Source organism: Mesobacillus jeotgali (genome assembly GCF_900166585.1).
GTDB classification, from domain to species: domain Bacteria; phylum Bacillota; class Bacilli; order Bacillales; family Cytobacillaceae; genus Mesobacillus; species Mesobacillus jeotgali_A.
Window position 1 is genome coordinate 536,269 of record NZ_FVZC01000007.1, and the last position, 14,764, is coordinate 551,032.

Consider the following 14,764-nt stretch of genomic DNA (forward strand, 5'->3'; position numbering starts at 1 on the left):
GACCATGGAAAAGAAAAAAGTGCTGTTCATGGTAATTAGCATGAATGTAGGTGGAACTGAAAAGGCTTTGCTAAATTTGATTTCTATGATGTCCAAAAAAGAATTTAGTATAACAATTCTTATGCTAGAGAAAAAGGGCGAATTTATCAATTCCATACCAGACTGGGTAGAAATAAAAACTCTCGATGAATATAAAAAAATGAAAGAAATCCTAAATGCACCACCGTCTCAGGTTTTAAAGAGTTTAATTCAAAAAAGGAAGTTATTAACTGCATTAATAATGTTAATTATTTACTTTTTAACTCACTTAACTAAAGATAGAGGTATCTTATTTGAATATCTATTAAGAGATATTAGGTTAAAAGAGGAATATGATGTTGCAGTAGCTTATGCAGGTCCGATGGACTTCATAAGCTTTTTTGTTGTAAAAAAAATTAAGGCAAAACTTAAATACCAATGGATTCATTTTGATATTACTAAAGTAGGCTTTAATCCATACTTTGCAAGAAAAATATATCGGAATTTTAATAATATCTTCGTAGTTTCAAAAGAAGGTCAGAATAAGTTGCTTATGTCTATACCTAACCTAAAGAACAAAACTGAAACTTTTTATAATGTTCTTGTAAAAGAAGAAATTCAACGCATGGCTGATCAAGGCCAAGGTTTTCAAGATAACTATAACGGTATAAGAATTTTAACTGTTGGGCGTCTTAGTATAGAAAAAGGCCAGGATATAACCATTCCGGTCTTAGCAAAACTCAGGAATGAAGGGTATGACGTGAGATGGTATTGCATTGGGGAAGGAAAAGCAAGGAAAGAATATGAAAAATTGATCAGTGATTTCAATGTTCAAAATGACTATATACTCATGGGGACAAACCCAAACCCCTATCCTTTTATGAAAGAATGTGATTTATATGTTCAGCCCTCAAGACATGAGGGATATTGTATTACTTTAGGAGAAGCAAGGAGTTTAAATATACCAATAATATGTACCGATTTTACTGGAGCAAAAGAACAAATTAAGCACAATATCAACGGTATAGTGGTTAATTTTAATGAAGAACAATTATATCAAGAAATTAAGAGGATAATTGTTGATAAAAAGTTAAGAGAAGAACTTATTGAAAACTCTAAATCGCTTTCGCTTAATTCAAATAAAGAAAAGAGTTATGTTAGGGCTATTTTTAGTAATTAAAGAAGCAGGGTGTGAGAAATTTGCGAGACTCTATGAATAAATTAATGAGACTACTTAGTAAAGACGATAAAAGAAAAATAGCTATTTTATTTATGATGATGATTGCTGCTGCTGTATTTGAAACTATTGGTATAGGAATGATTGTCCCTTTTGTTGGTATAGTTACAAATCCTGAAATGATTCAGCAGCAAAAAATCTTATCATATTTGTTTAATTTATTTAGTTTTAAATCAGCAGAGGCATTTTTAATTTTTGCGGTGATATTCTTATTGCTAGTATTTTTGATAAAAAATTTATATCTACTATTGTTCCAATATGCGCAAAACCGAGTGATATTGAATCAACAAGTAAAATTGTCTAAAAGGCTATTTAATGAATATTTAACAAAGCCTTATACATTTCATTTAGAAAGAAATTCTGCAACTCTACTACGAAATTTGAATGTTGAAGTATCCAAAGTATTTCAAGGTATTATCATGGCTGGTTTCAATTTATTGACTGAGGCGCTCGTAATATCTTCTATACTAGTTTTACTTCTTATTACCGCACCTGAAGCTACGATTACCGCAACGGTTTTATTAGGAGGAAGCGTACTAATATTCTTTAAATACTTTAGAAAAAAAATAACCAAATTAGGAAAAGAGCAACGGGAAGTGAGCGCTAGTCTTATAAAATGGGTAAACCAAGGACTAGGGGCAAGCAAGGAAGTAAAGGTATTGGGAAAAGAGGCTTTCTTTGTAGAAGCTTACACTAAACAAAACCAGATTAAAGCCAACAATAGTATGTATATGAAGATGTTGGATCATGTACCTAGATTATTCATAGAAACTCTTGTAGTTACAATTGTGTTAATTGTAATGATGATTATTATTTTTGCTGGAACAGAAACTGAGAAAGTCGTTTCAACTATGGCATTATTTGCGATGGCTGCCTTTAGAATAATGCCATCTATAAACAGAGTAGTTTCCCTAATAACAGCTATGAAATATAATCAACCTGCTCTTTCAGTTGTTTATGATGATTTATTTATGAATGTTGATTCCAACAGACAGAGAGTGATTTCTAATGTAAAGCCTCCAATAAATGGGGAGCGTGTTTATAAAAATGAAATCAAATTAAATGCCATTAGCTTTAAGTATCCTAATCAAAAAGAATATGCCATTAAAGATGTTTCCCTAACTATACCTATTGGTAAATCAGTAGCATTCATTGGAGAATCAGGTGCCGGCAAAACAACAATTGTTGATATAATCTTAGGACTATTTAAACCAGAAAAAGGTCGTATATTAGTTGATGGGATTGACTTACATGAACAAAAACAAACATGGCAAAGGAAAATCGGATACATCCCCCAAACAATTTATTTATCAGATGATACCATCAGAGGAAATGTTGCTTTTTGTATTGAAGAAACACAAATAGATGATAAACAAGTATGGCGAGCACTAGAGCAAGCCCAGTTAAAAGAATTCGTTGAATCTCTGCCGGAGCAATTAAATACAACTGTGGGGGAAAGAGGAGTAAGGCTTTCTGGAGGACAACGCCAACGTATTGGAATTGCGCGAGCCTTGTATAATGATCCGGAAATTTTATTTATGGATGAAGCAACTTCCGCTCTCGATAACGACACTGAAACGGAGATAATGAAGGCGATTGATGGATTAAGAGGAGAAAAAACTTTAATTATAATTGCTCATAGGTTAAGCACAATTGAGAATTGCGATATAGTTTATAAGATTACAAATGGTAATCTTTTATCTATCAATAACAAATTAGAGCAAACATCTCATAGGAAAATTAAAGGGTTGGGGTAAAGATGAAAAAAATACTGTTTATGGTTGGTATGATGAATATTGGAGGAGTTGAGAAATCACTTCTTTCACTACTTTCTGTTTTACCTAAAGAAGAGTTAGACGTGACAATTTTAATGCTTGAAAAAAAGGGTGGTTTTCTTGACCAAATACCAGAGTGGGTAAAGATTGAGGAGGCAACTTGGTATAAAGAAATTAAGCCTATAATTCTACAGCCTCCTCGATTAACAATAAAAGAATTATATGTTAAAAAAAAGTTTTTTAGAATTCTTCCTTTTATCTTAAATTATCTAACATCAAAATATCTGAAAAATAGATACCTTTATTATAAATATATTCTTAAATCAATTCCTAAACACAAAGGGAGATTTGATATTGCTGTCTCATATCAGGGTCCCAATGACATTATTGATTATTATATAGCTAATAAAGTTTCTGCAAAAAAGAAAATTTCCTGGGTGCATTTTGATGTGTCAAAGTTCGGTATGAATAAAAAGCTATATAAAAAGTTATATAAAAAGTTTGATAAGTTGTTTATTGTTTCAAATGAAGCTAAATCACGATTGATTGAGCGTATCCCATCTATTGAGAGGAAGGCAGAAGTTTTTTTAAATGTGGTATCAAGTCAGTTGGTATCAAAAATGGGAAGTGTCAAAATAAATCTTGATCAAGAATATGATGGAGTGAAAATTGTTACTGTAGGTCGGTTATCAAAGGAAAAAGGTCAGGATATTGCAATTAAGGCTTTAGCGAAACTTCGTAAAGAAGGTTATAAGGTTAGGTGGTACTGTATTGGAGAAGGTAATTTCCGAGAGGATTTAGAGAAATTAATCGAAGACTTAGATGTGAAAGAGGATTTTCATTTGCTCGGATCTAAAACTAACCCCTATCCATTTATTTCTGAAGCGGATATTTATGTGCAAACTTCTAGACATGAGGGGTATTGCCTAACATTAGCAGAAGCAAAATGTCTAAATAAACCCATAATAACCACAAATTTCATTGGTGCTTATGAACAAATTGAAAACGGGATAAACGGTTGGATAGTTGAGGCTAATGAAGATGAAGTCTATAAGAGAGTCAAACATTTAATAGATTATCCATATCAACGGGAGTTATTGTCCAAGAGCCTCAAAACATCGCTAATAGATACTACTCACGAGGCAGATAAACTAATTTACTTTGTGTAAGGGGAGGAGGGGGAGCCAATGTATAAAGTCAGAGTAAAACGAATTCTGTTTAGGAGTAAAAAAATAAATGAACTATGGTATAAGATTATTGAATTAAGAGATGAGGTTAGTAATAGATATAGAAATCTAATAAACAAATGTCACTTTAAGTATCTAGTTTATATAAAAGGTTACAATGAAATGAAGTTCGAAAAAAAAATTACAAATGGGATGTTTAAAGTATTCGTTTGTGAGGCTACGAAAAAAGTCATTAAAGTAAATAAGAGGGATACCTACGCTAGCAATCTTTTATACAAAAAGTTAAAGAATCAGAAAGAATATCAACACTATGCAAAAGTTATCACATCAGCGACCCTTTTAGACCTTATAAGTATTCATTCATGTCCAGTATTACACGTATATAAGGATGGGGGATATGAATCTCCATTAATTAAGGGAGTAAACTTACAGATATTAAAATTAAAGTTAGAATCTAATGAGATAAAATTAACTAATACTGAAAAAGATGACTATTTGGAAGCAATCCAAAAACTTTATGATAATCTTAGAGAATTTTATCATAAAAATAACTTTATTCCAGGTGATTGGATGCTTTATAATCTTGTATTTGAAGAAGAAACAAAAACGATAATCAATGTCGATATTGAAGGTTTTTATAATTACCAAGGTTTTGTCCCTGAACGAATTAATAAACTTTATTTTAAAGAATTGATAGCATTGTTGAAAGATAGTAAGGGAAATACACATTAAAAAATATGCTTAACTAAGTGGCAAAATAATATATACTATAATTTTGTTTTATTAAGTTGGACTTTAGAACTTATACTACCCAATTTTCTAGCTAGTAAATATAAGGAGAAAAAGATAATTGAAATAGTCATAGATAAATAGTAATTGCTGAGAGAGGATAATAATCATGTAGTAGTTGAAGTAATAGCAATAGCAATAGGTATCAAAATTCAATCATAAAGTGAGATATGTAAGGTTATCTATATAAGGATAAAATGATTAAATTGTTAGAAAATGCAAAGATATAGTGAAAATTAAATGATTTCTCAGTAACTAAGTGATTTAATCAGAAGTATCGGAGTTGAAATTAAATGATAAAGAATTTTTATAGTAAATATTATTCTATATCGCAAGTACCTTTATATACTTTTATTTTATTTTTAAAGACAACTTACTTTTATTACATAATAGATCTTCCAATGACCAGGACTAGTTTAGTGACTACTCTTGGTCTTTTATTTTGTTTAATAACTGCTGCTGTATATTTCCCTATTAAGTTAAGAAATTTGTACCTCTACTTAATCAACTTAATATATTCTCTTATCGTACTAGCAAACGTTTTATACATAAGTTATTTTGGTTCGCCAATAACAAATTATCTCTTTTTACAATTTAATAACTTGAATGGACTTGAAGAGAGTATTTTTTCGGTTTTTGAGATGAAGTTTGGAATAATACTTTTGGATTTATTACTAATCCCGCTAATTAGAATATTATTAAAGGATAACTTATTAGAGGTTAAAGAGAAAACAAAAAAAAAGTCTCTATTTAGTATTTTTATTGGACTAATACTAACATTTTATTACCCAGTTAGGATGTACTCATATAATCCTGAAATAATAAAACCAAAATATGATGCTAATGAAACAGTTATTAACTTTGGAATTTTAGGCCATCATATTTTGGACAGTTACTCTTATTTAAGAGAGAAAGAAAAATTAGTTCTAACTGATGAGGAAAAGATTAAGATACATGACTGGTTTGTAAATAAGCAATCTGCTATAGAAGTAACTAGTCAAAGCTCACTTCATAATAACCTTAAGGAATTTGGAAGGGATCAGAACCTAATTTTAATTCAGGTAGAATCTCTCCAAAACTTTGTTATAAACAAAAGTGTTGCTGGTCAAGAAATAACGCCTAATCTCAACAAAATGCTAGATCATTCTGTGTACTTCCCTAACATTTATCCCCAAACAATTGATGGTAACAGTTCAGACGCCGAATTTTTAACTCAGACATCTTTATTCCCGGTTTCTAAAGGGTCTGTTTTCTTTAGATATCCTCATAATACATATAATTCTTTAGGGAAGACGATGAAAGAGGAAGGATACAATAATATAGCATTTCACGCTGATGAGGGGTCTTTCTGGAATAGGACTGAAATGTATCCTAGTATAGGGTTCGATGAATTTAAAACAATCTCGGACTTTAAACTGGATGAAGAAATTGGAATGGGCTTAAGTGATGGGTCTATGTTTAGACAATCGATTGACATGTTAGAGGAGGTCGAGAATCTATTTTACGCATTTTTCATTACGCTAACTAATCATATCCCTTTTCAGCTGCCAGAAAAATATCAAATACTTAAGCTTGATAAAGATCTAAATGAATCTATTATGGGCGGATATATACAGAGCGTAGCATATACAGATAAAGTGATTGGAGAGTTCATAAGTGATTTGAATGAAAATGGTTTATTACAAAATTCTCTAATAATTATTTACGGAGATCATGATGGAATTAGGGACCGAGAAGTAGTGGAACAATATTTCACAAAAAAACAGATAAGTGACGAACAATGGCTAAGAGATTATGTTCCAATTCCGCTAATTATCTATAATCCAATACTAAAAAGTGCTGTTAATGATAAAATCGGTGGACAAATTGACTTAATGCCAACAATTAAGTATTTGATGGGGATAAACGGACCTGAGGATAGTTATACAATTGGTAGAAATTTACTTGTGAATAATGATGGATATGCCATTCTGCCAAAAGGGGATTACTCTAAAGAACCATATTTCATTGATGAACGCAACATCCAGAAGAATCTTTCTAAGGAGCAGATGAAACAACTGATTTATTCTGATCTCATTATTAGAAGTGATTATATGGGAGCATTGCTTAGTCAGTAAACTGAAAAATAAAAGATATTCTTAGAAATGGAGTAATTAAACATGAAATTAGTTTTCCTGGCTGACATTCATGGTAATGCCAATGCATTAGAGGCGGTACTAAAAGACATTGAAAAAAGAAAAGTTGATAAGGTTTTTGTGTTAGGTGATATTTGTTACAGAGGACTAGAACCCCAGCGTTCACTCGATTTGGTGAGAGAGCTAAATACAGAAGTTATTAAAGGGAATGCAGATGAATGGGTGGTCCGTGGTGTCCAACAGGGAGAGGTGCCTGTTCAGGCACTCGAATCGATGAATAAGGAAAGAAACTGGACTTTTTCTCAGTTGGATAAGGAGAGTATAGATTATCTTCAAAGCTTGCCTTCGGATTTAAAGGTTGAACTGGAAGGTGTGAGAATCCATGCATATCATGCTACTCCACATAGCTTGTTTGATGTTGTACCACCCGATGAACCTGAGGAAACGCTGATAAAAACTCAAATGGCCCAAGAGGCGGATCTGTATGTATATGCGCATATCCATAAGCCATATATTAGATATATAAATGGGAAGGGTGTTATCAACACAGGCAGTGTGGGTCTTCCTTTTGATGGATTAAATAAAGCGTCTTATGCAATGGTTGAGATTAATGGCAATAGCTATCAAACTTCAATCGTAAGAGTGGAATATGATGTTAAAGTTGTAATTGATCAATTTAGAATTTCAAGTCATCCAAATAAGGAAAGGTTGATTAAATTGTTACAAGATGCAACGGTATAGAGTAGAGAACTTGTGGTCTATGAATAACTAAATCTTCCTAAACAATATACTTTTAAACGGGTAATCTCTGTACATCATAAAGTTGGAAAGTTATCAAAGACCCCCAAAAAAATAAAATATGTATATTGACACCTTAAAAAATAGGTGGTAAATTTTAAATATAAAGTTCTTAATAAAGAACATTAGTTTAATACTGAAAAGTTATTAAACTATAGTTTATAAATTAAAGGTTTTTATATTTTTTTTGATTTTATCGTTCATTATAATGAACGTTACTACTCGGAGGAAACATGAGTGCTATTGCTGGAATTCTAAATTTAAACCATGATCCAATTAATCCAGAACATATGGAAGGATTAATGAACTCATTTCAAAAATTTCCGGCTGACAAGGTTGATAGCTGGACAAAAGATCATCTTTTCTTTGGCTGTCATGCTCAATGGATTACTCCTGAATCTGTTGGAGAGAGATTGCCCTGTTATGACCATGAGAGAAACCTGTTGATTACAGCTGATGCAATTATTGATAATCGGGAAGAGCTATTTGAAAAGTTACAGATAAATCAGAGTTTGCGAAGTATGCTGCCTGATTCACAACTTATATTACTTGCATACTCCAAATGGAAAGAGGACGTTCCCAAGTACTTAGTCGGTGATTTTGCCTTTGTGATTTGGGATGAGAAGCAGCAAAAGCTATTTGGAGCAAGAGATTTTTCAGGTACAAGGACATTGTATTTTTATCGTGATACCTCACGATTTGCGTTTTCAACACTTATCGAGCCGCTATTAAAATTGCCCTATGTTGAGAAGAAGCTTAATGAACAGTGGCTGGCTCAATTTTTAGTCATTCCAACTTTAGTTGAAGCAGCAGACACCTCCATCACAGTTTATCAGAACATCGAACAGCTGCCACCCTCACATAGCATTACTATCAAAAATGGAAGAATAACTATATCTAAGTATCAAAGCATCCCTCCAGATGACACACTGAAATTAAAATCTGATTATGAGTATGAAGAAGCCTTTCGTGAAGTATGGAATAAGGTTGTGACAGAAAAGGTTCGCAGCTCTGGTCAAGTAGGTTCACATTTAAGTGGTGGCCTGGATTCTGGTTCAGTTGTTAGTTTTGCATCAAGAGCATTAAGAAAAGAAAATAAACGATTGTTAACCTTTAGCTATATTCTCGAAGAAACCTTTAACGATTGGACTCCTGGATATTATGTTGCTGACGAAACGCCTTACATAAAAGAAACAGTGAACTATGTAGGCAACATTGAAGATCATTACCTTAACTTTCCCGGGAAAAGCCCATTAGAGGAGATTGATGATTTTTTAGAAATAATGGAGATGCCATATAAGTTTTTTGAGAATTCTTTTTGGCTTAAGGGCATCAGCGAGGAAGCGGCAAGTAAAGGAGTTAAGGTTTTGTTAAACGGAGCAAGAGGCAACCACTCAATTTCCTGGGGGTCATATGCACTAAACATGAACTATTATACTTCATTGATGAAGAGATTTAGGTGGGTGGAGTTAAATAAAGAGTTAGATAATTACTGTGAAAATTTCATTACGGGTAAATCAATCATGCTTCCACTTGTTATAAAAGAAGCTTTCCCAAATTTTTTTAAAAAATCTAATAACACGCAATACGAATTCCCATCCTTCATTAATCAATCATTTGCCCAAAAAACAAAGGTTTACGAGAAGTTAAACCATTATGGCATTGATCTTTCCGGAGGGAATGTTACAGGCAACTTGGGTGAATATCGAAGAAATCATTATGAACAACCCTATTTTTGGAACAAAAGCGGTGTGGCTAATACAAATTTCTCTTTAAGATACTCTTTATGGGATCGGGATCCAACAAACGATTTGCGAGTAGTTCGTTTTTGCTTATCCGTACCTGAGGAGCAATATGTTAAGCATGGTATGATTCGTTCGTTAATTAGAAGATCCACTGAAAATATTTTGCCAGAAAAGGTAAGGATGAATCACAACAAAAGAGGCATCCAGGGAGCAGATACCATTCATCGTCTATCGAAGAATTGGAAAGGCTTCCTCGATGAGATAAAAAAGCTAGATCGAAACTCAGCGGCAGCAGAGTTTATTGATACAGATTTCTTGAAAAATTCTATCTCTAGAATCGATGAGAAGCCGACTCCCGAACTCGTTTGGAAGGATGATTTCAAGATTTTAACTAGAAGTTTGATAGTAAATAAGTTTCTTGAGAAATACTTCTGAAGGGGGGTGGTAGAATGAAGAAAGAATGGCAAAAACCAACATTAGAGACATTGGACATTAGCATGACATTTAATGGGCCGGGAAATGCCAATGCAGATTGCTTTGATGTTTCGGATGGTAAAACGGAAACTCATCCAGGGCGGTCCAACGCAAGTTGTTTAGGTAGCTAAAAATTAGTTCATCCCTACCCTTATATCTTGAAAAAGGTATAAGGGTTTTTATAAAAATACGGAGGTTCTCCATGTTAAATACAAAGACGAAAATGACCTATAAGGCCTTCGGGTTCCATATATCCAGTGACATAGCATTACCTGAGCTTCAAGCAGTTAGTGAGGGAGTCGACACGGTTGATATTTCGATCCAAGCGGGTGATGTCTCTCAATTATGGGCAGATTCGGAGAAACTGAATCGCTATACTTCTGTTTCCGAAGATTTGGTGTTGTTCTATATTCCTGAGACGGCTATTTATGCCATTAGGAATGGGAAGGAAATCATCTATACTCCTGTGGAAGGAAGCAGTGACGATGCGAATCGTCTGTATCTTCTTGGTTCGTGTATGGGGGCTTTATTGATGCAGCGGAGAATTCTTCCGCTTCATGGCAGTGCAATTGAGATTGATGGAAAGGCTTATGCGATTGTCGGTGATTCGGGTGCGGGAAAATCGACTCTTGCTTCTGCTTTTTTGAGGGAAGGTTATCGGCTGATTAGTGATGATGTGATTCCTGTTACGATTTGTGACGGTGTGCCAATGGTAACGCCGGCCTATCCACAGCAGAAGCTCTGGCTGGAAAGTCTCACCCATTTTGGGATGGGGTCTGATGGACTGAGGCCCATTATCGACCGTGAAACGAAATTTGCTATTCCTGTACAGTCCCAATTTGTTACGAAGTCTCTGCCATTAGCTGGTGTTTTTGAATTAGTAAAGACAGAGAACGATCATCTAGAAATCCTCCCTGTTACGAACCTTCAACGTCTGCACACCTTGTTCTACCACACTTACCGCAATTTTTTGATAGGGCCGATGGGCTTAATGGAATGGCACTTTAATATGACTGCAGGGTTTGCTAATAAAATTGAATTATTCCAGATTCGCAGGCCAGTCGCCCATTTTACCGCTCCTGAAATTGCGAGATTGATTTTATCAGAAGTTCATAACGAACCGCGAAAAAAGGTGGCAGAAAGATGAAGCTTTTCCGGAAAGTAAGCATCTTTTTATCCTTTAGCTTTGAGATGAAATGGCTATTAATTGAAGCCATCTCTTTTTTAGCTTTTGCCAGGATTTTAAAGGCCCTGCCCTTTGCAAAAGTGGCTCCCTCTCTAGGGATTCAAATGGAAGAGACTAACTATGCTATGAATGCTGATCTTAAAATTCTGAAGCAAATCTCACAAGCTATTCATATCATGAGTGCCTATACATTTTGGGAGAGCCAATGTCTAGTGAAGGCGATAGCAGGTATGAAAATGCTTGAGAGAAGGAAAATCGAGAGTACATTATATCTGGGAACAGCTAAAGACGAAGAGGGAAAATTGATTGCTCATGCATGGCTGAGGAGCGGCACCTATTACATGAGCGGCTCTGAGGGGATGGAACGTTTTTCGGTGGTCGGGAAGTTTGCGAAGGTCATCCAACAAAATAAAGTGCTGGGAGAAAGCAATGGATAAGATAACTGGTCTTGATTTATCGGAAGTTCCAAGGGAGTTAAAAGTCCAACTTAGTTTATTGAGTAAAGATATTAAGGAAGTTTGTTTCGAAGGACTGAACTGGGATCTTTTTATCGATCTTGCTATGCATCACAGAACCTTTCCAGTACTTTATCCTAAATTGAAACAGCTCCAAGAAGGAACCATCCCTGAATATGTCATGAAGACACTTGAAATGCAATACAGACAAAACACGTTCCGAATGCTGCAATTATGCGCTGAGATGGAGCAGGTCAGTAATCTGTTTGCAAAAAATGAAATAAATCTGATTGTTCTTAAGGGGCCGGTACTGGCTAGCGATCTATACGGGGATCTATCCAGGCGCACATGCGGAGACCTGGATGTTCTGATTCCAATCAGTGACCTTAAAAGGGCAGAGGAACTCCTTCTCCAGGAAGGATACAGAAAGGATGATTATATCCATTCTGTACTTGGCGATTGGAAATGGCGCCATCATCATGTGACCTTTTTTCATGAGACTAAGCTGATTAAGCTGGAAATTCATTGGCGACTCAATCCAGGACCAGGTGTGGAACCTGCTTTTGAAGACTTATGGGCTCGGAAAAGGGTTAGTTCAATAACGAATTCACCAGTTTATTATCTGGGGAGAGAGGATTTGTTCACTTTTCTTGTTTCCCATGGTGCCCGGCATGGCTGGTCCCGTCTTCGCTGGCTGATGGATATATCCCAGATGGTTGAGCAAGAGATGGAATGGCGTCAGATTCTTAGTATGTTCGAAAAATATAGCAGCAGGGATGTAGCCGGACAGGCACTTATCCTGGCATCAGAGTTGTTAGGATGCAGACTGCCAAAGGGCACAGAACAGCTGATGACGTCATCAAAAGCCAAACACCTGGCTAAGGACGCCATCTTTTACATTGAAAAAATGGTGAATCTACATACAGATCCTGTCCCTGAAGAAGTAGCGGTTTTTCACAAGGAGCACTTATTTTCGTTAATGTCCAAAAAGCAAAAAGCCCTGTTTATTCTTAGTTTTTTATATCCCTATCCAGAGGATGCTGAGACATTGCCGCTTCCTAAGCAGTTCCATCTCTTATATTTTCCGTTGCGTCCCTTCTTATGGGGATGGAGAAGGACTAGGAGACAAGTGGCGGACAGGAGGATTTCCTAATGGAGTCCATCTTATATTTTGTAAAAAAATTGCACACCTATTCGGGAAAGATCCTTTATATCAACCTGGCAGGGATGATTGCGGTCAGTCTTTTAGAGGGAATTGGCATACTGTTTTTAATTCCAATGATCAGCATGAGCGGAGTGATCAACGTTGATACAAAGGGAACACCCATTGAGGGACTGTTTGAATTTATCAATAGGTTCCCAGAGAGTTTAGGACTGCCGATCATTCTTGCAATTTATGTTTTGCTTGTAATAGGGCAAAATGTGCTGCAAAGACAGATAACTATCCGTAATACGAAAATCCAGCATGGATTCTTCCGCCATTTGCGTATCGAGACCTATGATGCCTTGCTGCACTCTAATTGGAATTTTTTCATTAAAAAACGAAAGTCCGACATTATTAATTCGCTGACTTCCGAAATTGCCACAGCAAGCGCAGGGACGCATTCTTTTTTACAATTTGTTACAGGTCTTATTTTTACGATTATTCAAATCGGGATTGCATTTTGGCTATCTGCCAATATTACATTTTTTGTTTTGTTGAGCGGTGTGGCATTGCTCTTTTTTTCAAGAAGTTTCTTAAAAAGGTCGATGGCACTCGGAAACAGGAATTATGTGTCTGGCAAGAAGTATTTGGCCGGGATTACAGATCAGATTAATGGAATAAAGGATATAAAAAGCAATGGCCTTGAAGAATCGAGGATGCAATGGTTTAAGAACGTGACGAAAGAGATGCAAGCAGAGCAGATCGAATATGCCCAGTTGAATACCAAATCACAGCTTTACTATAAGTCGGCATCCGCTATCTTGATTGCGGGGTTTTTATTTGGGGCTGTGAATTTGTTCAACGCCCATGCGGGGCAGCTGATGCTGGTGATCGTGATTTTTTCCAGGTTATGGCCAAGAGTTGCCGGGATTCAATCCTCACTCGAACAAATGGCAATGCGAATACCTTCTTATCAGGCAGTTATAAATTTGCAAAATGAATGTCATGCCGCCAGGGAATTCGCAGATAATGAGATGGACTCTAAAAGGATACTTGAAATCGAACATGGAATTGAATGCCGAAATGTTTTCTTTCAATATAACGAAAATAAATATGCTCTTAAAAATATTGATCTTTTCATTCCTGTCAAAGAGATGACCGCAGTGGTAGGAAAATCTGGAGCAGGAAAGAGTACATTGATAGATTTGTTAATGGCATTGAATAAACCGGCACATGGTGAAGTATTGGTGGATGGAAAACCTTTAACAAAGGAGATGTTGATTCCTTTTAGAAAGGAAATTAGCTATGTCCCGCAGGACCCGTTTCTTTTTAATGCCAGTATTAGAGAAAATCTATTGCTTGTATATCCTAATGCAACTGAGCAGGAGTTATGGAATGCATTAGAATTCTCATCAGCAGCAGAGTTTGTAAGGAAAATACCGGATGGTCTAGATACTTTGATCGGCGATCGAGGCATCAGGCTTTCTGGAGGAGAACGTCAGCGTCTTGTGTTGGCAAGAGCTATCCTCAGGAATCCATCAATACTGGTGCTTGATGAAGCAACAAGTGCTCTTGATACGGAAAATGAAGCAAAAATTCAGGAAGCACTGGAAAAGCTTAAAGGGAAAATGACCATTATAGTTATTGCGCATAGATTATCGACCATTCGCAACGCAGATCAGGTCGTTGTATTAGAAGATGGGGAAATCATTCAAAAAGGCAGATTTGGCCAGCTGGCACTGGAGAAGAAAAGTGTCTTTGGCAAGCTGTTAAAAAATCAAATGGAAGTGGCACCATAATGAGCAATAAACGGACTCATTA

Annotated in this window: 12 protein-coding genes; all 12 read left to right on the top strand. The window is 35.5% G+C overall.

What is annotated here, in order from left to right; translation table 11 throughout:
* The first annotated feature begins 4 nt into the window (after positions 1-4).
* Entirely contained in the window at positions 5-1,198 is a 1,194-nt protein-coding gene (locus B5X77_RS04035; RefSeq protein ID WP_257391712.1) for a glycosyltransferase, read from the top strand.
* Positions 1,199-1,230: 32 nt separating this feature from the next.
* Positions 1,231-3,012 (top strand): ABC transporter ATP-binding protein, encoded by a 1,782-nt coding sequence (locus tag B5X77_RS04040; protein WP_257391713.1) that lies wholly within the window; start codon positions 1,231-1,233, stop codon positions 3,010-3,012.
* Positions 3,013-3,014: 2 nt separating this feature from the next.
* Complete coding sequence (locus tag B5X77_RS04045) at positions 3,015-4,199, top strand: glycosyltransferase (RefSeq protein WP_079505333.1); 1,185 nt, start codon at positions 3,015-3,017, stop codon at positions 4,197-4,199.
* Positions 4,200-4,217: 18 nt separating this feature from the next.
* Positions 4,218-4,949: a hypothetical protein gene (locus B5X77_RS04050; protein ID WP_079505335.1), complete on the top strand. Its 732-nt coding sequence runs from the start codon at positions 4,218-4,220 to the stop codon at positions 4,947-4,949.
* 350 nt (positions 4,950-5,299) lie between these two features.
* Entirely contained in the window at positions 5,300-7,123 is a 1,824-nt protein-coding gene (locus B5X77_RS04055) for an LTA synthase family protein (RefSeq protein ID WP_079505337.1), read from the top strand.
* A 42-nt stretch (positions 7,124-7,165) separates the two neighbouring features.
* Complete coding sequence (locus tag B5X77_RS04060; protein ID WP_079505339.1) at positions 7,166-7,882, top strand: metallophosphoesterase family protein; 717 nt, start codon at positions 7,166-7,168, stop codon at positions 7,880-7,882.
* A 290-nt stretch (positions 7,883-8,172) separates the two neighbouring features.
* The gene (locus B5X77_RS04065; RefSeq protein WP_079505341.1) at positions 8,173-10,119 is read left to right on the top strand and encodes an asparagine synthase-related protein; all 1,947 of its coding nucleotides are present in this window, start codon (positions 8,173-8,175) and stop codon (positions 10,117-10,119) included.
* A 14-nt stretch (positions 10,120-10,133) separates the two neighbouring features.
* Positions 10,134-10,289, top strand: coding sequence for a paeninodin family lasso peptide (locus B5X77_RS22970; RefSeq protein WP_139378297.1), 156 nt, complete (start codon positions 10,134-10,136; stop codon positions 10,287-10,289).
* Positions 10,290-10,360: 71 nt separating this feature from the next.
* A complete protein-coding gene (locus B5X77_RS04070) occupies positions 10,361-11,305 on the top strand; it encodes an HPr kinase/phosphorylase (protein WP_079505343.1) in 945 nt (314 codons plus the stop codon).
* Complete coding sequence (locus B5X77_RS04075) at positions 11,302-11,781, top strand: lasso peptide biosynthesis B2 protein (RefSeq protein WP_079505345.1); 480 nt, start codon at positions 11,302-11,304, stop codon at positions 11,779-11,781. Before B5X77_RS04070 ends, B5X77_RS04075 begins: the two co-directional genes overlap by 4 nt.
* A complete protein-coding gene (locus B5X77_RS04080; protein WP_079505347.1) occupies positions 11,774-12,952 on the top strand; it encodes a nucleotidyltransferase domain-containing protein in 1,179 nt (392 codons plus the stop codon). Before B5X77_RS04075 ends, B5X77_RS04080 begins: the two co-directional genes overlap by 8 nt.
* Positions 12,952-14,742: an ABC transporter ATP-binding protein gene (locus B5X77_RS04085; protein WP_079505349.1), complete on the top strand. Its 1,791-nt coding sequence runs from the start codon at positions 12,952-12,954 to the stop codon at positions 14,740-14,742. The genes B5X77_RS04080 and B5X77_RS04085 overlap by 1 nt, the downstream gene beginning before the upstream one ends.
* Positions 14,743-14,764 lie beyond the last annotated feature (22 nt).